This is a genomic window from Paenibacillus sp. J22P165, from assembly GCF_059692015.1.
On record NZ_JCAUAP010000005.1, the window covers coordinates 24,060 to 45,429 of the forward strand.

General features: G+C 46.4%; 17 protein-coding genes. 3 read left to right on the forward strand and 14 right to left on the reverse strand.

Annotated elements, in window-relative coordinates; translation table 11 throughout:
• Positions 1–25: 25 nt before the first annotated feature.
• The 9 genes from AC58QM_RS12900 to AC58QM_RS12940 form a co-directional block, all read right to left on the reverse strand.
• The gene (locus tag AC58QM_RS12900; RefSeq protein ID WP_310502627.1) at positions 26–901 is read right to left on the reverse strand and encodes a carbohydrate ABC transporter permease; all 876 of its coding nucleotides are present in this window, start codon (positions 899–901) and stop codon (positions 26–28) included.
• Positions 902–911: 10 nt separating this feature from the next.
• Complete coding sequence (locus AC58QM_RS12905; RefSeq protein WP_310502628.1) at positions 912–1,877, reverse strand: ABC transporter permease; 966 nt, start codon at positions 1,875–1,877, stop codon at positions 912–914.
• 162 nt (positions 1,878–2,039) lie between these two features.
• Positions 2,040–3,320 carry an FAD-dependent oxidoreductase gene (locus AC58QM_RS12910; RefSeq protein WP_497284516.1) on the reverse strand — a complete coding sequence of 427 codons (1,281 nt, stop codon included), beginning with the start codon at positions 3,318–3,320 and terminating at the stop codon, positions 2,040–2,042.
• A 51-nt stretch (positions 3,321–3,371) separates the two neighbouring features.
• Positions 3,372–4,631 carry a hypothetical protein gene (locus tag AC58QM_RS12915; RefSeq protein WP_497284518.1) on the reverse strand — a complete coding sequence of 420 codons (1,260 nt, stop codon included), beginning with the start codon at positions 4,629–4,631 and terminating at the stop codon, positions 3,372–3,374.
• Positions 4,632–4,742: 111 nt separating this feature from the next.
• Positions 4,743–5,609 carry a helix-turn-helix domain-containing protein gene (locus tag AC58QM_RS12920; protein ID WP_497284520.1) on the reverse strand — a complete coding sequence of 289 codons (867 nt, stop codon included), beginning with the start codon at positions 5,607–5,609 and terminating at the stop codon, positions 4,743–4,745.
• A 96-nt stretch (positions 5,610–5,705) separates the two neighbouring features.
• Positions 5,706–7,196 (reverse strand): carbohydrate-binding protein, encoded by a 1,491-nt coding sequence (locus AC58QM_RS12925; protein WP_497284522.1) that lies wholly within the window; start codon positions 7,194–7,196, stop codon positions 5,706–5,708.
• A 215-nt stretch (positions 7,197–7,411) separates the two neighbouring features.
• Positions 7,412–9,295, reverse strand: a complete 1,884-nt coding sequence (locus tag AC58QM_RS12930) for a cache domain-containing sensor histidine kinase (protein ID WP_497284524.1) — start codon at positions 9,293–9,295, stop codon at positions 7,412–7,414.
• A gap of 17 nt (positions 9,296–9,312) precedes the next feature.
• Positions 9,313–10,929: a response regulator gene (locus AC58QM_RS12935; RefSeq protein WP_497284526.1), complete on the reverse strand. Its 1,617-nt coding sequence runs from the start codon at positions 10,927–10,929 to the stop codon at positions 9,313–9,315.
• Between the two features lie 71 nt (positions 10,930–11,000).
• A complete protein-coding gene (locus tag AC58QM_RS12940) occupies positions 11,001–12,071 on the reverse strand; it encodes a LacI family DNA-binding transcriptional regulator (RefSeq protein ID WP_497284528.1) in 1,071 nt (356 codons plus the stop codon).
• A gap of 169 nt (positions 12,072–12,240) precedes the next feature.
• Between AC58QM_RS12940 and AC58QM_RS12945 the strand changes: the two genes are divergently transcribed.
• Both AC58QM_RS12945 and AC58QM_RS12950 read left to right on the forward strand, forming a co-directional pair.
• Complete coding sequence (locus tag AC58QM_RS12945) at positions 12,241–13,653, forward strand: FAD-dependent oxidoreductase (protein WP_497284530.1); 1,413 nt, start codon at positions 12,241–12,243, stop codon at positions 13,651–13,653.
• Positions 13,654–13,673: 20 nt separating this feature from the next.
• Positions 13,674–14,285 carry an SGNH/GDSL hydrolase family protein gene (locus tag AC58QM_RS12950; protein WP_497284532.1) on the forward strand — a complete coding sequence of 204 codons (612 nt, stop codon included), beginning with the start codon at positions 13,674–13,676 and terminating at the stop codon, positions 14,283–14,285.
• Between the two features lie 464 nt (positions 14,286–14,749).
• On the opposite strand, the gene AC58QM_RS12955 is transcribed toward AC58QM_RS12950, so the two are convergent.
• Entirely contained in the window at positions 14,750–15,424 is a 675-nt protein-coding gene (locus AC58QM_RS12955; RefSeq protein ID WP_497284534.1) for a DUF559 domain-containing protein, read from the reverse strand.
• Between the two features lie 481 nt (positions 15,425–15,905).
• Positions 15,906–16,676: a phytanoyl-CoA dioxygenase family protein gene (locus tag AC58QM_RS12960; RefSeq protein ID WP_497284536.1), complete on the reverse strand. Its 771-nt coding sequence runs from the start codon at positions 16,674–16,676 to the stop codon at positions 15,906–15,908.
• Between the two features lie 139 nt (positions 16,677–16,815).
• Here AC58QM_RS12960 and AC58QM_RS12965 point away from each other — a divergent pair, with 139 nt between their 5' ends.
• Positions 16,816–17,586, forward strand: coding sequence for a helix-turn-helix domain-containing protein (locus AC58QM_RS12965; protein WP_497284538.1), 771 nt, complete (start codon positions 16,816–16,818; stop codon positions 17,584–17,586).
• A gap of 12 nt (positions 17,587–17,598) precedes the next feature.
• Here AC58QM_RS12965 and AC58QM_RS12970 read toward each other — a convergent pair whose 3' ends face one another.
• From AC58QM_RS12970 to AC58QM_RS12980, 3 genes are all read right to left on the reverse strand, one after another.
• The gene (locus AC58QM_RS12970; RefSeq protein WP_497284540.1) at positions 17,599–18,477 is read right to left on the reverse strand and encodes a TolB family protein; all 879 of its coding nucleotides are present in this window, start codon (positions 18,475–18,477) and stop codon (positions 17,599–17,601) included.
• Between the two features lie 74 nt (positions 18,478–18,551).
• Complete coding sequence (locus tag AC58QM_RS12975; protein ID WP_497284542.1) at positions 18,552–20,603, reverse strand: heparinase II/III domain-containing protein; 2,052 nt, start codon at positions 20,601–20,603, stop codon at positions 18,552–18,554.
• Positions 20,600–21,370 (reverse strand): SDR family NAD(P)-dependent oxidoreductase, encoded by a 771-nt coding sequence (locus AC58QM_RS12980; RefSeq protein ID WP_497284543.1) that lies wholly within the window; start codon positions 21,368–21,370, stop codon positions 20,600–20,602. The genes AC58QM_RS12975 and AC58QM_RS12980 overlap by 4 nt, the downstream gene beginning before the upstream one ends.

A 21,370-nucleotide genomic window follows, 5' to 3' on the forward strand; every position in this document is an offset into this window, starting at 1 on the left:
TAACATCAAGGGCGTTAATGCAAATTCACCCTTTTACGGACCCAATAAGTACACCTTTGACAAAATGCTTTTGCAAATATGGATACACGAGCAACATCGGGATAATCGAAGCGATTACGGTTGCAGCTCGAATGCCTTCCGGTGATACGTTCATCATATCGTCGACACTTTTGAGCGCCGCACTGGAGCTGTCAGCATCCATGACGATATCACGCAAGTAGAGTTGCAGTGGCTTAATACTTGAGTCATTGATGTAAAGCATTGGATGGAAATAGTCATTCCAGAAATAAACCGCATAGAAAAGTGCAATCGTTGCGATTACCGGTACGCTTAAAGGAATAATGATCCGCCATAGAATCGTGAAATTTCGAGCGCCATCCATTTTGGCTGATTCTTCAAGTGCCTCTGGCAAGGATTCATAATAACTTTTGATAACTAGCATATTGAATACACTAATCAGTGCTGGAAGCATCAGTGACCATAAGCTATCGATGAGATGCAACTGTTTCATTAGCAAGTAATTTGGAATAATACCGCCGTTAAACATCATCGTGAAAATAAACAACACCATAATGATGGAAATACCGGGAAGATGTCTTTTGGACAAAGGATAAGCTGTTAGTGCCGTTACTACAATCGCAAGCACTGTACCTACAACCGTGATCAAGAGTGAAATCCAAATCGAGCTAAGGAACTGGCTGGAGGACACAACATACTTCATCGTATCCAGCTGGAAGCCAACTGGGAAAATCCCTACTTTACCCGATACAACAGCCGATTCATCACTGATCGCTTTGGACAAAATATTGGCTAGTGGCAGCAAAGTAGCTAAGCCGCACAGCAGTAACACTAGATAAATACAGCAGTCAAAAATCCAATCACCAAGCGTTTTCTTATGCATACTTTCCCCCCTACCATATACTTCGTTTGATTAGTTTTTTGCTGAGTTCATTCCCTGCTATAATCAGGATAAAACCAACAAGAGAGTTGAATAACCCTACTGCTGTACTAAAGCTATAATCCTGTTGTCCAAGCCCTTGTCGATAAACGAAAGTACCGATGACATCTCCGGATTGATAGACGACAGAGTTATACATGGTCAGAATCTGTTCCGTTCCTGCTTCAAGCAGATACCCCATGCGTAAAATTAAGATCAGAATAATCGTTGGAACAATACCTGGTAACGTAATGTGGATCATTTGTCTGATGCGGCCTGCACCATCAATGGAAGCAGCCTCATACTGTTCTTGCTCAATACCTGCAATAGCTGCGATAAAAATAATGGCATTCCAGCCCGATTCCTTCCAACCTGCTGTAAATACGACCACACTTCGGAAGAAGTGGTTGTCCAGGAAGAAGGAGATCGGTGTCCCTCCGAACCAAGCAATAACATTGTTTACTAGACCGCCTGATGGGGACAGGATATTAATAAATAGCCCTGATATGATAACCCATGATAAGAAATGCGGAAGGAATATAATCGTTTGAATCGTCTTCTTGAAGAAAGCTTTCCGAACCTCATTCAGGAAAAGTGCAATGATGATCGGTAACGGAAATAGAAGTACGATTTTGTAGAGACTGATTAACAAGGTATTGATGAAAACCTGATAAAACTCTTCGGAATGAATGAGCTTCTCGAATTGATCCAGCCCTACCCATTTACTTCCGGCAAAGCCATCGAAAATATTAAAGTCTTGAAAAGCAATGATAATCCCATACATAGGCGCATACTTGAATAGAAAAAGAAATAGTAACCCTGGCACTAATAATAGGTATAAATCATAATTAGTTACAATAAGCTTCCAACGTCCACTGCCTTTAGTTTTCGGCTTGGCGTGAGCTGTTTTTTGTTCAATCTCTGTTAGGGTAACACTCATGAATGGCTCACCTCCGTGTTCTTATAGGTCAATTATATAGGTCGCCAGAGTGGACTTGTAGAAGGTAATATTTTTGTTTCTGGTGCAATCTTATGGTATTTCGCAAAAAAAAGCCGACCTCTTTACCAGAGGCGGCTTTTCTCATAACTGTTATTATTATTATTATTGATGCGACACTTGCCCTTGCTTATAAAAGATTACATTCTGACTGCTCAGCACATTGTGAAGCGTGTCGATCGATACATCCTGAACGGGGCAGGAATCGTCCGTCGCGATGGATGCCGCAATCCCTGCAGCTTGCCCTAGCGCGTAACAAGTAGCCTGTACCCTCATGGAGGACATCGCTACATGCGTAGCTGAAATCGAGCGTCCCGCTACGAGCAGGTTATCCAGCTGCTCTGTCACCATGCATCGGTAAGGGATATCATAACCATCGACCTTTCGCTCATCCGTCGTTTTTTGACCATCAGGGCTATGGATATCGATCTCATAGTTCGTTTGTGCGACCACATCCGCAAAGCGTGTCCCGCGGACAACATCTTGCTCCGTTAATGTGTATAGACCTTGAATCTGATTAGTTTCCCGGACACCCACTTGATTCGCGATATGCGAAAGTGTGTAAGTTTCAAATCCATTGCGCTGTAAGTAATTGACGACAGAAAACACTTGTCTCAACGCCTCAGTTTCCGCGTAATTGACATCTTCAATTTTCGCCCCATTGCCTTTGACACGCGTCATATTTACCAACAATGTACCGTCATTGTTTCGTTCCCAGTATAAGCGGCGGCCCTGAGGTAGATCCGATATTTCATTATATAGATAGCAGCCTTCAGGCAAAACTTGCGCTACTGGCTTACCTGTGTTTTGCATCATAAACATCAATGTCATGGGTTGGGTCATGCCATCTTCATCTCGTCCGGACGTGTAAGGTACACCTGCATCCAATGCTGCTCTTGCATCTCCCGTACAATCGATGAACTGCTTGCCTTCAAAAGCTTTCAAACCCTCACGCGTTGATACGATGACAGCCTTCACGCTTCGATCTTCCTTCACCGTGCCGATAAACTCAGCATGATAGATGACTTGTACGCCTTCTTTCTTCATTTTCTCATTTAAATATTGTCTCAATATGAAAGGCGAATATTGCGGGGCGATGGACACATCGTGATCCTTAGGCAAATGATCAGCCAGTGCTTCGGCAATCATCTCGCGATAAATACCGGTTACGTTGCCGATCGGCATGAAAACACTGACGTTTCCAAGCGTACCCATACCGCCCAATTGGCCCGATTTTTCCAACAAAGTAACTTTCTTTCCTAGTCTCGCAGCGCTAATGGCTGCCGCTGTTCCAGCAGGTCCACCGCCAATAACAACGACATCAGCTGAATCATACGTTTCAATCTTTCTTTGAAAATCATAAGTTTGGGTTGGTTGGTTGCTCATCGTCATCCTTCTTTCATTAAATGAAGTTAGTTTTGAATGTCCCCTGCATGGTTACCCTTCAGCCTCTTGCAGTTTGGCCCACATTTGGAAAAACTTCTCTCGCTCTTCCATCTCTATATCCGCAACCTGCCTGACATAATCCAAGTCCTCGCCGAACATCTCTGGCGTCCACTTGCGGCCGAAAGCAGCATGCGTCACTTCGTCGGCCCAGTCGTAATCTTGGAACCGCTCCATCAACGGGTGTTTGGCATCGTCACGGCAGAATTCGTACTCGGCAATTTTGCCAGGACGCCTCATCGCCTTCTCCTCAAAACCAATGCTCAAGAGCGCATATCGCTGAGCGGGAAGCTTTCCGATAATTGGATCATAGCCGCCGACGTATTGCCGCAACGCCATCCAATCGATTCCTTCTGCCTCAAGCGCCGCCTGACCAAACAACGCATGTCTCACTTCATCCCACAGATGCCGGGCCAAATCCTGATAAAACTCCCAAGGCATAAGCTTCAGGTCATAAATGACGCTCGCCAGATTCTCTACTGCGGACATTTCCTCTTGTCTGGCCTTCATCATTTGGATCAATCGGATTTGCACAGGATCATCCGGCAGATTCGGTATAGCCGTACGTCCCATTGCGGGTGACCCCATTCTTTTCGCATCCCGTACAGCCTGTTTCGGCATTTCATACACGTTGCCCGACCGCCATCTGGCAGGAACATGCGTGGAAGTACCGTGCTCGCCGCTAATGCCTCCGGCTGCTTCTAAATAACCTAGAATTCTGCTTTCGAATTCCGCGGCTTGCTCTAACGATTCCCCTTCTCGCTGTAAGGCCTCAATCATGCCCTCTCCCCACTCGATCTGTTCTCGCAAATCGGAGGAAAGTGCCTTTAGCAGACGCACCGTCGGATAATCGACAAGGGGCTGGGTATCTGTCATATGTTGTGTATATGCTTTCAGTAAAGCCGGTTTCATTACCCTGTACACACCGACAAGCAGTTCTAGGTCGCTCTCCGCGTGAATTAACTCTTCAAAAAGCAAGGTAAGTGTTATATTAGGATCTTTTTGCAACAGCATCGGAGAAGTTCTCAGCTCTAGAATGCGCCGACGGAGTGAACCTGCCGCCTCTGCGTCCTCATAAAGATGCTTGCCTAGCGCTGCCTTCAAATGCCAATGGGCTCTCGCTGGAAGCTGCCCCGCTGCTAGACGGAACAATTGCTCATGGATATACCTGTATCTTCGCAACACCTTCGAGTTCTGCTCTACACTATAAGCGCCAGTACCGAAAGGATTTGTAATACCTGCATACGAGATCATATTGGCCTCCCTGAGTTTGAAGTATAGGGTGTATGGCACCATTATAGGTGGAGAAAGCCTCATTTGGCTTTATCAAAACACGCTTTTGATTTATCAAAACGTCTTTTTCATTTATTCGCGTCTCAATTGGCTTGGGGGACATCCAAATCGAAGTTTATACATTTTTGAAAAATGATGCACGCTCGAAAATCCACAACTGTCAGCGATGCTTTGCAGCGACATGGAGGTGCCACGCAACAAGTCAGTCGCGTAATTAAGCCTCAGCTTCAACAAATATTGATGGGGAGCAACTCCGAATTGATTTCTAAATATCATTGAGAAATAAGAGCGGGACATAAGCGCTTTACGGGCCATTTCCTCCACAGAAAGGGGCTCAGACAACCGATACTGCATGTAAGCAGGTACCCAATGTAAAGAGGATGAGCTTTTGTGTTCTGAGCTATCTAATGGCGTATATTCTTTAAATAATTCCAAGATGATTTCTGCAGCATGTACATGCGCTTGAAGGAGATCGAGAACATTTTTTCGGTTCCAATGCTCAATAATTTGCTGAAAGACATCTGCCATCCATTCGTTTCTGGTTGACTTAAATACGACAGGCACAGCAATGTCTGCAAAAGTCGTGAGGTTGGGCTGCATATTCGTCATAACAGGGGGAGTGACAAGCTCGACGGGTACAATCATTGGCGGCCGTTCCCCACCTCCGGACGGAAGCAGCCCAAAATGGAGCGCCAAAACGGTCAGAGGCGACTCCGATTCGAGTTGATGCAGAATACCAGGTTGAATAAAACTGAAATACCCAGGCTTCAGAATATGTGTATTCGCATCAATTGTTAATTCTGCTGAACCGTCTTGTACGTAAAGTAGCAAATAATCCGTAATGATTCTCGCGTGCGTATTCCACTGTTTAAAATACAATTGATCAGCGTATCGAATGTGTGGTATTACATCTTGATTTAAGATGGATTCTGCAACCAATTCTTTTGCTTCCTTTCAACCCTCCAGTATGAGATGGAAAAACCTTAACCACTGTTAAAAAACAGAGAATAAGGTTTTCCATGCTTAGGAGGATATTTAATAGGTAAACCAATTTAAATCAGCGACGGAAGTTCCGCCCTTGAATACAATGTACAGGTTCTTCATTCCACTCGCTCCTGTTACAGGTACTGTCGCTGTCTTGTAGGATGTCCAGCTCCCCGTACCTGCTAAGGAGACTGAGCCCAATAATGTACCCGTCGTACTTCCACTGCGCAGTTCCAAAATAGCATTCGTATTCGCCGTTGCGTATCTGAAACGAATATTGGAGACACCGCTTCCGAAATTGACGTTATTGTAGTACACGTAATCGTTATTCGTGGTTTGACCGACTTTGCTACCTCCACCAACATCTGCAGTCGCAGCTACGACGATACCAGACTGTCCGCTATAGTTTTCTGCTTCCACTTTGGTCGTGGACTTCAGCAAAGTCGGATACAGCCACGAGTAGGACAAGTAATAACCGCTGTTGCTATTAACATTGGCTGTAATGGGACGATAAGGAGCAACGTAGCTTTCGTAATTCGGATCTTGATACACTTCAGCCATTGCTTCAAAAAGATCTACTGGCCATTTATTGGCTACCATCGGATTCGCGAAATTTTGCGTTCCGCCATATGGCCATTCTGCCACATGTCCATTGACATAATAGAAATATTTGTCTAATGCCAGCTTAATGCTTTTGCCGTTTGGTGAGGTCCAGTTATACAAATCTTCACCGGTATCATTGTACACAATTTCGGCTGCCGCAGTTATTGGGGCAAGTGCGAAATAGTGATACCACATGGCATTAGCGCCTCTTGTTGTTTCATCTGTAATAAAACCTTGTGAATCTATCGACGTATCAATCTGGGTTTTCAGGTTAGCAACTTCTGCTGCAAAGGCTGTGCTGTTATCTGTGAAATGATAAAATGACAACTGCGCATACAGACTCCAGTCCCACCAGTTGTTTCGTTGACCAATCGCATCCCATTTGTTCAAGCATTCATTGGTTACCCAGGCAATAAATTGATTTTGGTCTGTGCTGCTCCAGCCAGAGTAGCCCTTGATTAATTCAGCGGCTTTAATTAAGCCAACAGCCAAGTAAGCCGTTACCAATGGAGCATCTGATCCCGTAATGTTGGTATTGGTCGTTGCCCAGCTATTAATTAAATCTCTAGCTTTATTAGCATAAGCTGTGTTACCTGTGTAGCGGTAAGCAAGTGCCGTCGAGTACGCTGCTTTGGCGTCAATTTCCATTGGCAGCTTGCCAGTCTGGTGTCCCGTTGGATCGGAATAGGCATTAGGTATATTCCAGGTTGCTGTGGCATGACTAGTAACGAGTAGCCCCGCATTGGCGTCCGCCAACATACTCGTATAAGCAATATTCCAAGGCGGTTGATTCGCTGTCACTTTACTACTCGTGAAAGCGATATCATATTCGGTCGTAATACCTCCAGTATGTGTGTATGCCATCGCAGCACTTGAGAAAACCATCATAGAGGATAACGCCACCGCTAAGCCGATCGTAAACTTTCGTATTTTTATCATCAATCCTACCTCCTAATTTTCACTCATTCAAGCGTAAATCTAAGTAGAAACCGCTTACACCACCTCTTTGAGAACAATTATATCGAGGTCGTAAAATGTTAGGTAGAAGGTAATATTCCTGTTTCTGGTACAATCCTAAGGTTTTCGTGAGTATATCACTAAACCAAAAGAGCATTCTCCATCGATTGAGGAATGCTCTAGGAATGCTCTTGGTGCTAGCTGTTGCTATTAGGTTCGATAATTTGCTGCTGTAATTGAAATCTCGCTGTAATCGTGGTTCCTTCTCCAAGCTGAGATTGAATGCTTAGCCCATAGGCTTCCCCGGAGAACAAACGAATTCGCTCATTGACATTGTATAAACCATACGAGCTGCCAGAACCATCTGTTCGCATAGCCGGCCTAGGTTCTGTAAGCAAGGTTTGGGCAAAATCAGGATCCATACCAATCCCATCATCGGTAACAGATAAGAATAAATTATCCTCTTCGATGTAGGCACGAATCGTAATTTTACCTGTCTTCCCTTTGGATTTACGTATGCCGTGAAGTAAGGCATTTTCTACAATTGGCTGCAAAGTAAGTTTAGGAATGAGACATGTTTCTAATGTATGTCCTCCTCTTGTTTCTTCCTCAGCTTCATCTTTCCCTGCTAGCTCAAAGACGAATTCGAAGCTTTTGGGAAAACGCGTCTGTTGAATTTCTAGGTATACCTTTGCAAGCTCCAACTCATCCGTAACGGTTACGACATCTTTCCCTTTATTTAAGCTCAACCTAAAATAACGAGCAAGCCCGTCAATCATATGACTAATATCGTGCACTTTATGTCCGATGGCAATCCAATTAATCGTATCTAATGTATTGTAGAGAAAATGCGGATTAATTTGCGCTTGCAGGGCACGCAGTTGCGCTTCTCGCTCTTGTACCTTCGATCTGTAGGTTTCCTCCATTAAATCCTTCACACGATGGATGAGATGATCCACACTTTTTTCTAGTAGATTAAAATCGCCATCTGATGTGACCGTCCTTTCCTCCAGGCCAGCCACACCCTCACGTTTAATGGCTCTTATAACCGTCTGGACCCTGCGATTCATGCCACGAACGATAAAGGCTAATAAAATGAAAACGAGGATCAGGAATAGTATCGTCACCCCTGTTAACGTAGCAACACTCGAAAATTGATTTAATGAGGCAGCCCTTGAGTTAATCCCCTTCTTGGGAACCTCGGCAACCAGTTTCCAACCTGTAGCATCGATCGTGGTGTAAACGACATATTGTTGCGTATCATTTTCAACAATTGGCGATACACCTTCCTTATTTGCTTCAATAGCTTGTAAAACCGCTTTCGATTCTAGCTTTGTCCCTAATAAGGATTTATCGCTGTGAAACACAATGGAACCATCCGGAGCTACGATAAAGACACGCTGGTCATTGTTCAGCGAGATACCTGCCACAATATTTTCAAGCGTCTTCGCTTCTACGTCTAGGGATAAGAAACCTGATACATTGTCATAATGATTCGGGTCTCTTAGGAGGCGAATGCCCGAAAAAATAAATTTGGTATCCTCTGGATTTTCAATAAATTTCTCATCATAAACACCTGTCCAAACGAGACGACCGCTAGCAGATTTGACTTTCTCATACCAAGGACGTGTCATAAGCGTTTCGATGGTGAAAAAATTTACTTTCTCATGTGAGAATAGCTTTTGCTCATCTACATACAGTCGAACACGAAACACATTCGTATTGATCTGGATATTATCAATTAATAATCGCATTTCTTTTAAAGCATCAATTTGTTCGCTGTAAGAGGATGAGTTATTTAAATACTCCACCAGCTTAACATTCGTAAACAACGAATTGGACGTATCCCGCAAGTTATCGAACTGATGATCCAAATTAATTTCAGCCTGTTTCAACGTTTGAAGCATCGAACGCGTCACTTCTTCTTCCAGAATGTGCGAGTATCGCTGGGAATAGGCATATAGAAAAATCGAAGCTGGAATTATAATCAACACTACATAAGCTATCAGCCACAGCCTCGCTGCAAGAACACTTTTGAAAATCATCGTAATAAACGCCCAGCTTCTGTTCTTGAAGTGCATGCTTGCCCCTACTCTCTTTACATAACTTGATCGCGGAAGGTGCTCGGCGTGTATCCCGTATATTTTTTGAAAATCTTGCTAAAATAACTAGGATCCGAATACCCCACCGCATAGCACACTTCATAGAACTTATTGGCGGGATCCTTCAACAGTGCTTTCGCCTGCTCGATGCGAACCTTCGTCATATATTCATTAATCGTTTCCCCAGTCTCTTGTTTAAAAAGCAGGCACAAATATGTCGTAGATAAGAATACTTCCGTCGCAATATCCCCCACTTGCAGGTTCTCTGCATAACGTTTATCAATAATCGCTCGTGTACGCTCGATCACATTCTTAGATTTGCCATTACGCTTCTCACTAATTCGCTCACAGACCTCAAGCAAATACGCTTCCACAAGGCTGCGTAATGCGCCTAAAGTTTCTTGTTGAAATACTTTAGACAGCAGTTCATTCTCTTTGCTTTCGAGATCCCCTTTTTGGACATGCAGCTCCAACAGGATCCGACTGGCTAGAAGCAGCAGTTGCAGACTGATGTTGCGTCCATAAGCAATACCATCAGTCCGATTACGTGACAGCGCAATGTAAATTTCGAGCAAATCCTCCTGTACTTTTAGGTTATCTGCTGACCTCAGGGAAGACACGATCCGCTCTTGCTGCGCAGCATCGAATCGATAGACGCTTTCTTGATCTTGTTCCAAATTATCCATGGAAATAATCTGATTTTTGCCAAGAAACCAACGCTGGTCAGATGCTTCCTTCGCTTGTAAGTACGATTGGGGCAAGCTCGCAAGCTTGTAAATCCGTTCCCCTACACCAATCGTCACGCTGATTTTCAAATAATTATGAAGACTTTCACGCACTTCCTCCGCCAAGTTGAACAACTGGCTTTCCTGATCTTCTTCCTGGGTCAAGCGCAGAATGCCTACGAATTCACCGATCTGATTTTCAAACACATAGCCACCAATATCTCGTTCAATCAGCTCCTGCACAATATTTAAGACGGAATACGAAAGCAACTGTTGATCTCTCTCGGAGCGGGTTTGCGCTACCTCGGTTGCATCATCAATCCGAATGGCGATGACCCAATAGGCTCCCTCCATTGGCAGGTTTAATCCAAGAAAATCGATCCTATCCTGCACACGGGTAGGATAAATAACCCCTCCACGAATCAGGGACATCAGAAATTTTTCCCGCAGCAATGGCATGCTTTGAATCAGTTTGACCTGCATGTCCTCAATAAGCTTACGCTCTTGATGCTCAGCATTAAGCGCGCTTACTAATCGTTCGATCACAATCTCTAACTCCCCCAAATTTACGGGCTTAAACATATAATCAACCGCTTTAACCTTCAGCGCGGATTTCAAATATTCAGCATCATCGTGACCGCTGACGAACACAATTTTGATATGAGGAAACTTGCCACTTAATTGGTTGGACATCTGAATCCCATCCATATTAGGCATTCGCACATCCGTGAGCACGATATCCGGCTTCTCACGCTCAATGACCTCTAGTCCGACGTCCCCATCATCCGCTTCGCCCACAACCTCAATCCCGTAGGCCTTCCAGTCAACATAATTACTCAATCCGAAACGAACGGTCGGTTCATCGTCTACAATGACAAGTTTATACATCTGATGTCGGCCTCCCTACTAGCAGTTCTCTTCATTATAACTTGGACAAAGCCATAGGACATAGGAAGATCTTATGATTTCTGGTGAGATATTATGGGACCCTTGCGAAGGACAGGAGCTGTTGTAAGACCTACATGAAACTCACCTTGAATACGAATATGTTCAAAAGGTAACGTCGGATTAGCAATCCGCCACAGCATGCGATCCGCTGCACGATATCCCGTTTGTGCAATCGGTAGAAGCGGTCGTGTAAATTCCGGCAGCGTATCGAGCTGCTCATTTAAAAATCCAACTAAGGAAATGTCATCGGGGACTCGTAAGTTGAGTTCCTTACAAATATCATGCACGATAGCAACTTCATGATCAATTCCACAAATAATGGCGCTGGGTTTATGGTGTGCGATTTGACTGGCGAGCTGCTTACACCACTGCATATCTACATCGCGCAATCCGATGCTGTGCTCAGTAGGTATGATTGTCATGCCGGATGCTTGCATCGCATAGTTGAAAGCCTGCCAACGTAGAATAGATCCTCGCTGCATCTGAATATCACCTACATACATGATGCGCTCATGTCCTTGACCTCGCATATAGGCTACCGCTTGACAAGTCGCTTCATAAACATCCCAGATCACACTATCTATTTTCACACCAGTTGGTGGAAAACTCAGTAAAATTCGAGGTATAGGCAGGTTAAAAAGTGCGGCTTCCCACGCCTGCGGCAAAATGCTCGGTGCAATGAAAACACCATCCGCATATTGGACGCCTGCTTCCTCCAACCATTTGTCCATCTTCTCTTGCTTTACACGCTGCGGCAGCATGAGTAACTCAATCCGATGACCAAAGGAGAAGAAACGTTCTTGCAGTCCTTGCAGCAGCAGGCGGTTATAAGACACGGATTCCGCTGTCTGTACGAGCAGAAACCGCAGTCGTTCATTCGGGTATGGTGCGATATGGTCGAGCCTTAAGCTGCGTATCTGATCCATCGTGTAATAGCCGAGCTTCTCTGCTGTCTGGACAATGAGCTGACGGGTTGCTTCCGACATGCCATGTTTGCCTTTCAAAGCTTTATTCACAGTTTGCACCGTTAAGCCAAGCTCTATAGCGATGGTTTTCAAGGTGACTGCTTTACGGGTTGGCATAGGAAAGGGATCACCTCCTGAGTATGACGAGAAAGGTTAGACCGTTACAGGTATAACTGGATTCACACTCACTATATCATGCTTACTTTTTAGATGAAACAAAAATTAAACTAGCCCCTAAAAAGCAGCGATCTATAATGAAAGCAAAGACACTAGGAGGCCTATTCGAATGACAAATACAACAACTAACAACTTAACCGTTACGATACCTGCTCAAAAACTTACCGTGAGTCACACACCTGATATCGTCGTCATTGGCGGCGGTGCTACGGGGATCGCAGCTGCTATCGCTGCCGCTCGCAATGGCGCTAGTACACTATTAATTGAGCAACGCGGCTATCTTGGCGGCATGGGAACTGCTGCTTTAGTACCTGCATTTTGTCCCTATACAGATGGTGAGAAACCTGTCATTCGCGGGATTGGACTAGATTTACTTGAGAAAATGAAGCATGCCGCAGGTTCAGACTTTCTGAACCGTTATGAAAAGCAATTGGACTGGGTACCTATTGATGTAGAAACGCTCAAACGCGTCTATGATGCCGAAGTTTTAGCTAGTGGTGCACAAGTGCTGTTCCATACCGTTGCAGATCAAGTGCTGCTCGATGGCGATCGCATTAGCGGGTTGGTCATTAGTAATAAATCCGGGCGTTCCGTTGTGCAAGCGAAGCTGTACATCGATGCATCCGGTGACGCGGATCTTGCTGCATTAGCCGGAGTTCCTTTCCAAGTAGGCGGGGAAAATGGTGAACTTCAACCTGGTACGATGTGTTACGTCGTGACTGGTGCAGATAAAGAACGTTTCTCTCAATTTCTCGCTGAAACGGGTCAGCACCCGCAGCTTGAAGAGCTCGTGACCCAAGCACAGCAAAATGGTGAACTGCCAGAAGGACGCAAGCGCATTTCAGGGATGGCTTGGATATCGAACTCCGTAGTTGGTTTTAACTTTGGCCACGTCTTCAATATTGACGGTACAAAAGCAGAAGATTTGACTCGCGCCGCGATCGAAGGACGTCAGTTAATTGATACACAGATCCGATTCTTGAAGAAATATGTGCCTGGCTTTGAGAATATTTTCCTTGTACATTCTGGTGATCAAATCGGTATTCGCGAAACCCGTCGTATTCAAGGCGACTACACCCTTGTCGTGGATGATTTCCTCACGATGCGTACTTTCGAGGATGATATTGCCCGTAATTCCTACTTTATTGATATTCATTTGGCGAATGCCGGCTCTACGATGACGATTAAGCATTTGCCAAAAGGAAAATCTCACGGCGTGCCTTATCGCTGTATGCTTCCGCAAGGTAAATCGAATCTCATCGTCGCAGGACGCTCCGTTTCATCTGATCGTCCAGTGCAAGGTTCGCTTCGCGTTATGCCGAACTGCTTTGCAATGGGAGAAGCGGCAGGTGTTGCGGCTTCGATGGCGAGCGTTGATGGAGTTGGCTTCCGTGAGGTGTCCATCCCTGAGTTGCAGCGTAAATTGATCGAGCAAGGTGCCTATCTGGGAGACAATCCAGGGCTTGCTTATGCAGATCGTGAAGTTGCTGTCGGTTCTGTTCACTACGAAGAAGAGAATTAATTGAAAGGAGACTCACCAACTTGCTTAACAAATGGTCTGGAAAATCCTGGGGTACCCTCGGGGACAGCATTACCGAAGCAGGCGGGTATCAACCGTTAGTGCTGGAAGCGCTAGGTTTCGCAAGCGTGATCAACTATGGCAAAAGCGGCTGTTCTATGACAGCCGGAGGCGATCGTGATTACGGTGCGACGACACATGTTGGCCGGACGATTGACACAACCTTAGATTGCGTAACTATCTTCGCAGGTGTGAATGATTTTCGTCTGGATAAGCCGATTGGGGAGTTAGGGAGTAAGGACGTGTTTACGTTTCACGGAGCGTACGCCACATTGATCGAAAACATTTTGACGAAAAATCCAACCTGTCGGTTGAGCTTGTGGACGCCGCTACAACGGGATAAAGATCAGTATGATATCTTCTATGTCAACGCGGCCGGACATCGTCTCATTGATTATGTAGAAGCGATTCAGCAGATTGGCTTGCTGTATGGGCTGCCTGTGCTTAATCTGTATGCCGAAAGCGGACTAAACAAGCTGACACTGCCTCACTTCACTTCGGATGGCTTGCATCCGAATGAGGCTGGGCATCGGCGGATTGCTGATATGGTTGTGCCATTTTTGTTGGGATTATAATCGACAAGGAAACAGCCGTCGTGGGGTTAGCTACCTGCGATGGCTGTTTTTGTGTGGACTGATGATGGGAATGGGAGTGCTGGGGCGTGGCGGGGATTGATGACTGCTGGGAGTGCTGGGGATGCGGGCAGGGATTGGTGACTGCTAGGAGTGATGGAGCGCGGGCGGGGATTGGTGACTACTGGGAGTGCTGAGGTGCGGTGGCGGGGAGTGGTGACTTGTGGAAGTGCTGTGGCGCGGGGGGATTGGTGAGAGAGTAGCTAGATTAGGCTAAGATGCGAAATAGCTGGATTTTATCCAGCTATTTCAGCTACTTTATTCTGTTTATTGCGAATAAATGGATAAAGTCCAGCTATTCTCAGCCTTTTTGCCACTAGAAGTTGTTTCCCCTAAAATTAACTACATATTTTCCATTTAATTGGATAAATCAATGATTTCCCGATAAATTAACTGTATATTTTCCATTAATCTATGTTTGCGAGCAAGCCACTTCCAGCTAACGCGTACTTAACGATGCGCTTACCCTTACCACTATAAGCAGGCGTGAGCAAGCCTCTTGAGCAAAGCCTCTTAAGCATCATGACCGCCGTCCGATGATCAATATCAAAATGCTGCTCCACATCCTTCGGCCGAATCGGCTTTGCACGCTGAACGGCGAGACGAAGAACTTCTTTTTCTGCCATGTGGGCCCGTGGAACTGGCGTTGAAATTGCTTGATATCTCGCTATCACCATTCGGAGTAAGGTTATGCACAGCTCGGGCCTTTGCTCAACATCATCATAACTGAAAGAAATGACTTGATACCCCATCGCATGAAGAAACGTTTCACGATTTAATTCATTGCAAAATTTCTGCCTGTCTAGATCACGAACATGCGAGGCATAGCCTTTTATTTCTATAATCAGTTTCACAAAGCCCGGCAACCACGCAAAATCCGCAAAGTAAGAACGCCCGCGCCAATCAAGCACCTCATATTCAGGGTGAAGATTCTCGAAGTCCCCACGTAAAATCCACCAAATTTGTTTGGCAAATAGCGCCTCCCCATGCCCATGTCCTCTTTCCAATCTACCGCGACGCTCCCCACTACGTTTGTCCAAATGTTTTCGAATAAATATGTCATGTTCTTCAATAACATTCATTTTGCTCATTCCCCTCTAAAAAAATAGAAAAACGCCCCGCAGCCACTCAATAGAATGGAACGGGACGTTCTTCGTCACTTATTTGTCATTATAAGGGAAATATTGGTGAATGACTAGTGCTGATTAGCTTGATACTGCGCAATTGTAGTTAGTGGTCGCCGCTACAAATTTTGAAATAACTGGATTTCCTGTAGCTAATTCAGCACCATTCTCTCGTTTTATTGAAATAACTGGAAAACCTACATGTAAAATCGACAGAAACTCGAATATCGCACGCAAACAAGAGAATTAACTGTATATTTTCCATTTAAATGGATATAAATTCGATTTTCTCGATAATTAACTGTACTTTTTCCATCTATTGCTCGTAGGGGGTCGTACGTATACCGGCATACCTATAGATGGTGTACGTGTGGGGCGCGTACGTTTGGATCGCACACTTGTATGTGCGTGCGTGTATCCCCGGTGAATTGTTCAAGGACTACAAGAAATAATACTGACTCAAATCCTTCCCCTTCAACGCATAGCGCTTGTAGTGCTGGTAATGCGCCTTATACAAGTCGCCATTCTTAGCTGGCGTGTATGTCAGGAACAGCTGTTTGCGGCTTCTGTCTGATGTATTCGCTCCACTTTGGTGCGGTGTAAACGAGTGGAAAATGATAACATCGCCTGGTTTCGTCTCAACGATTTCACCGCTGCGTGGATCAATTTCTGCGATTTCCTCTGCATTCATGTTCCGAAGCTCGCCTCGCGTTGAACGAAGTCGCTCGTGATAGCCTGGGAATAGCTCCAATCCACCATTCACGACGGTAGCTCCATCAATCGCAACCATCACGCTGATAAGACCCTCGATCGGGAAGCCCTGCCACCACGCAGCATCCTGATGCATGCTGTAGCCATTTGCGCCAGGCAGTTTAAAGATCAATTTATCTTTGAATAGCTGCGGCTCATCCAAATAAATATCCCGGAGTGGTGTCAAGATACGCTCATCTTTGACCAGATCAGCAAATATCGCCGAGATATCATGTACTGGATCCAAACGCTCGATCTTCACTTCGCCGTTCGCATACCCCTTATGGCCAGCTCGAACATTATTCGGTGCTGTGTATTGATCTAACGTAAGTAACTTGTCACACTCCGCTTGAAGGACAGTAGCTTCTTGCTCACTGAACACATTTCGAAGAACTAGATATCCTTTTTCGTTATAGCTTTGGATCTGTTCTGTGGTAAGAATATTAATTTTCTCCATCATTGTAATCTCCTTTGTTTGTTGCTCTTATTAGCTTCCATGACCTAATAGTACGCCAAGTTATTTACTTTGCACATGCATTGGTTTATGATAATTCATATACTTTTTTGCAGTTATAATCCACAAGGAAAGGTGATGCCCAATGCCTCCTATCCAAATGGTGCGTTACTATTGCAGCGGAATCCGGGAAAGCTTCATGATGGAAGAAGATATTTATAAGGACTGGGTGATTTTAGCACCGCAATCTGGTCAGTTTCGTTACAAATTAAGCTCAGATCTGGATGAAGACTTTCAAAATGTATCTGTTGGGGAGCTTGTCATCTGCCCGCCAGGTACACTGCTTAAGCGTAAAGTGACGGCGCCTCTTTCCTTTATTTTCATAGAATTCAGCTCGGAGAGCACCTATCCCCATGGCAAAATTATGATTCGAGATATTCAGCGTTTAACCTCTACCTTCACTTATTTGCGAAATCTATCTGATAAGCCTTCCGACAAAAACGCAGCCTACACAAATCATTTAATAGCCGATCTTCTTTTCCAAATAGAGAAAGAAAAAGACCATATCCCAACGTACCAACAGCACAAAACAGACCCCATCACCTATCGGGCCCTCGCCTATATCGAACAGCATGCGTTCGGTTCACATTTTCAATTGCAAGACCTTGCAAAGGAGCTTGGTCTAAGCTCATCACAACTAACCCGAAGATTTCAGCAAGTTTATCAGCTATCTCCCATTGCCTACGCCACTACACTGCGACTTCAAAAGGTTCGCACCCTACTCGTCGATACCGATCTAACACTCGAGGATATTGCCGAGCAATGCGGGTATCAGAACGCTTTTTACATGAGCCGCATGTTTAAAAGCAAAATAAAAATAAGCCCCTCGACCTATCGAAGGACTTACCGGTTCTAACAGCTCTAACTGCTACTTCAATTTGTAGCTAACAAACGCTAATTGTTGACTATCCGGTGACCAGGAGTTGACGTTAATCGTCCCTTGCCCACCAAACAACGAAACCAAAGTCCGAGTGGGGCCGCCTGCGCTAGACATTAAGCGGATTTCCACCTCTTTATTCGGAGGATGCGCATTCGGCTCCACATCTCCTTTGCGATAAGCAATGAACGCAACCGTATTCCCATCCGGAGCTACGTGCGGAAACCAATTGTTACTCTCATCCACAGTCATTTGGGTCTGCTCGCTGCCATCCACATTCATTCGCCATACTTGCATTAAGCCGGATCGTGTGGAATTAAACCAAATATGCTGGCCATCCGGTGAATACTCAGGACCATCATCAAGTCCGGGAACATCAGTCAGCTGTCGCTCCACACCACCCTGAACGGGAATCGTATAAATATTGTACACGCCATTCCTTTCTGCACAATAGGATAATTCACGGCCATCCGGAGACCACCCATGCAGATAGCTTGGGGCCATCGCTGTAATCAAAGTAGGTTGTCCACCAGCTAACGGAAAGACATAAATACGTGACTGTCCATCCTCCTCCGTGTGATGACTAACCGCAATCTGCTTATTATCGGGCGATAGCACATGGTCATTATTACACCAATTCGCATACCCCGAATCGATTACGACACTCTCACCTGTCGTGATTTCATAGGCATAGAGCAACCCTCTCCGATTATAAATGAGACATCTGCCATCACTCGTCCAGTTCGGCGCTTCAATTAAGTCATCGAATTCAGCCAATACTTGACGCTCACCTGTGCCCACATTCACTATTTCAAGAAAACTGATGACGTGCCGTTCTTCTCGCGTGCGAGGCTTCTGCAACGTATTCATGAGTGCCACCGTCCTTTGTAGTCCCATCATACTCACTACTCAAAAGCACTGTCAAATCCAAAAAAAAAGAGCCGCTAATCAATCAGCAGCCCTTGCTCTGGTAAAAGTTGAACGGTCGTCGTGCGACCTTCTGCGGTGATAGCTAAACGATTCTCCGCAAGGTAGCTTCCTAGCGTAGCTCCCGTTCCAACACGATACACATGAATAAAACTTGCATGTGTACCGATCTGGCGATGCAGCAACGCAGTCAGCGGTACGCTAGGATCAATGGAATGGCCTGACGTTCGAACCATCAGCATCTCTTGGTCTGGAAGCATCAGTACCGTTTGATGAATCTGGGCACCTTCCTTAAGCACACACGCCATACGAACATTCAAATCCTCATGAGAGAAGCGCCCCACTATAGGCAACTCGGGTAAGTTGGGTTGAATGTGAATTGGTGGATAGATGGCATCGTCCGCAAAAGAAAGCTCTACCAGTTGCTTCGATTGTAGCGCAACTACGGGATGCATCCACCACTCGATCGACTGAGGATCTTCACTTGAGAGCGTAACTTCAAACCAATCCAACAGCCAGTCACCTGTTAAAAGAAGATGACGGTCCAGCTTGCAGTCAGCATAGGCCGCATCACTTTGCAGCCACGCATAGGTGCTTGCTTCCGTTTGTTCAAACCGCAGACACCGTCCCGTGTGCTCAGCTTGCGATTTACCGCCTAGTGAAACCGTGTTATGACTGGCGGTCTCACCGAACCACGGACGCAACGTGGATCCGTACGGAACTACGCCAAAATCCGGGGTAAGTGTTTGATTCTTATGCATCAACGTCATATGCAGCTTATCAAGGTGTCCATGAGCACCACCGTGTTCGCCGAAATCCACTAGAAAAGAGAGTGGGTTATCCGCCTGTCTCCCGACAACAAAACCGGATGCTGGCCAAAGCTTTGACCCACGAGGCTTCGCAAAAGCCTCTAAGGGAATCGCTGTGGATGCCGTCGCGCCATACAACAGCGCTTCAAGCCCACAGCGCGAGCCATCTGCCGAGCCCATCTGCCGATATGCCTCGCGCAGAACCGGCACGAGGCCTTCCACCGCATAGTGGCTCAGCCCCAGCTCAGCTACCTCCGCGATTTCGCGAGCATAAGGCAGCCGAGCCATCGGCCCGTCGTGCAGCGCCGGCAGCACGCCTTGGTCATCGGCGAGCTCGGCTAGCGCTTCTACCATGCCGCGCATGGATTGCCCCTGCGAGCCCTCGCACGCGTAGAGATCTCTCCCGCATCGCTTCGCCATCTCAGCGAAGATCAAATAAGCTCGCAGCACGAATACATGATAATACGTGCTGCCTTCGAACTCCAGCTGATCGGGTTTCACGCCGATCGAGAGATGATGCCGGAAGCCACCCTCGGCTTCCACTAACGCCTCAAGCTCATGCCCCTCCCCGCGAGCGGCATACACACAAGCGAGCGCTGCGTTCAACCAAGCGGTATAATTGTTCTCCGCATTGTTCCGCTCGTGGATCAAAATCCCACGATACGCGCGCATGCTTTCTTCAACTAGATGAAGGAACACATCTACCTTTTGCTGCTCAGCAGCGCTGAACACAACCCCTTCATCCAACAGCAAGACATACGCACGAATCAGCGTCGTGGACCAGATCGATTCCGTCAGCGCTTGATGAAACGCGCGCCCCTTCAGCATCCAAGGCTGTGCATCTGGATGCACAGGATACATCGGGAACTGCGCTGCATAGTCCACGATCAGCCGCTTGCTCAGCTCGGCATAGGCGTAATCGTGCTGCGCCGCATACACCGCAGCTGCTTGCAGCGCGATTCGCGCTAGCAGCTGATGCTTATACACCAGCCAGGCGCCTCGATACTCGGCGCCTTCCACCACACAGCCGTGCGGACAATGAAACTGCTTCGCATCGGCTACGGAAGGATCGAACAGCAGCTCCGTATGGTGCTGCGGACACACATACTGGTGCCACCAGCCGCCTGGCTCCAGTGGAATGGTCAGGCTGCCGCTAGCCTGCAGCCCATCGATCTCTTCCCTCAGCGAGTTCGCCACCTCACTCGCCCACGCTAGGCGCTGCACCTTCGCGCCAATCTTCTCGTTAACGGCATCGTTCATCGCATCATCATCCCACCGTTAACCTCAATCGTTTCCCCCGTCACATAGCTTGCAAGCTCTGATGCCAAATACAGAACTGCACCAGCCACATCCTCTGGTGTGCCTTCACGGCCCAGTGGAATGCCACTGATGGTCGATTGACGCGCAGCGTCACTCGTAAACGTGGCGTGGAACATCGTGTTACCAATGAACCCTGGCGACACGTTATTTACAGTGATGCCACTCGCCGCCACTTCTTTCGCCAGCCCCTTCGAATACGCCATCACAGCAGCTTTACTAGCCGCATAAATGCTAGAACCTGGCCCACCGCCATTATAGGCAGCAACCGATGACATATTAATAATCCGGCCGGCGCCTTTGGCTTTCATGCCGGGCAGCACTCTTTTGCAAATAAATACCGTGCTTTTCAAATTCACATTCATGATGCGTTCATACATGTCCTCGGTCATCTCTGCGTTCGGCACTCGCTGTACCAAATGACCTGCGTTATTCACCAGAATATCAATGGAGCCGCCAAAAGCCTGCTCAACCTCGTTCACTAGCCGATTAATTTGCTCGGGATCCGTCACATCCGCTTGCACAAGTATAGCCTCTCCGCCTGCCGCACGAATGGCCGCTACCGTTTCTTCTCCCTGAGCTATGTTAGAAAGGCAATTTACGCCAACCTTCGCTCCATTTGCAGCCAACGCCTGAGCAATCGCCCGTCCAATCCCCGCATTTGATCCTGTAACAAGCGCAATTTTCCCAGTAAGTTGTAAGCCATTCAT

Bases quoted from the DNA above. Each gene is read 5' to 3' on its own strand.
- AC58QM_RS12960 (WP_497284536.1), bottom strand. From the start codon at position 16,676: ATGATGGAGAAAATTAATATTCTTACCACAGAACAGATCCAAAGCTAT.
- AC58QM_RS12915 (WP_497284518.1), bottom strand. From the start codon at position 4,631: ATGATCTCGTATGCAGGTATTACAAATCCTTTCGGTACTGGCGCTTAT.
- AC58QM_RS12945 (WP_497284530.1), top strand. From the start codon at position 12,241: ATGACAAATACAACAACTAACAACTTAACCGTTACGATACCTGCTCAA.
- AC58QM_RS12955 (WP_497284534.1), bottom strand. From the start codon at position 15,424: ATGAATGTTATTGAAGAACATGACATATTTATTCGAAAACATTTGGAC.
- AC58QM_RS12905 (WP_310502628.1), bottom strand. From the start codon at position 1,877: ATGAGTGTTACCCTAACAGAGATTGAACAAAAAACAGCTCACGCCAAG.
- AC58QM_RS12910 (WP_497284516.1), bottom strand. From the start codon at position 3,320: ATGAGCAACCAACCAACCCAAACTTATGATTTTCAAAGAAAGATTGAA.
- AC58QM_RS12900 (WP_310502627.1), bottom strand. From the start codon at position 901: ATGCATAAGAAAACGCTTGGTGATTGGATTTTTGACTGCTGTATTTAT.
- AC58QM_RS12940 (WP_497284528.1), bottom strand. From the start codon at position 12,071: ATGCCAACCCGTAAAGCAGTCACCTTGAAAACCATCGCTATAGAGCTT.
- AC58QM_RS12935 (WP_497284526.1), bottom strand. From the start codon at position 10,929: ATGTATAAACTTGTCATTGTAGACGATGAACCGACCGTTCGTTTCGGA.
- AC58QM_RS12925 (WP_497284522.1), bottom strand. From the start codon at position 7,196: ATGATAAAAATACGAAAGTTTACGATCGGCTTAGCGGTGGCGTTATCC.
- AC58QM_RS12980 (WP_497284543.1), bottom strand. From the start codon at position 21,370: ATGAATGGCTTACAACTTACTGGGAAAATTGCGCTTGTTACAGGATCA.
- AC58QM_RS12965 (WP_497284538.1), top strand. From the start codon at position 16,816: ATGCCTCCTATCCAAATGGTGCGTTACTATTGCAGCGGAATCCGGGAA.
- AC58QM_RS12970 (WP_497284540.1), bottom strand. From the start codon at position 18,477: ATGAATACGTTGCAGAAGCCTCGCACGCGAGAAGAACGGCACGTCATC.
- AC58QM_RS12975 (WP_497284542.1), bottom strand. From the start codon at position 20,603: ATGAACGATGCCGTTAACGAGAAGATTGGCGCGAAGGTGCAGCGCCTA.
- AC58QM_RS12930 (WP_497284524.1), bottom strand. From the start codon at position 9,295: ATGCACTTCAAGAACAGAAGCTGGGCGTTTATTACGATGATTTTCAAA.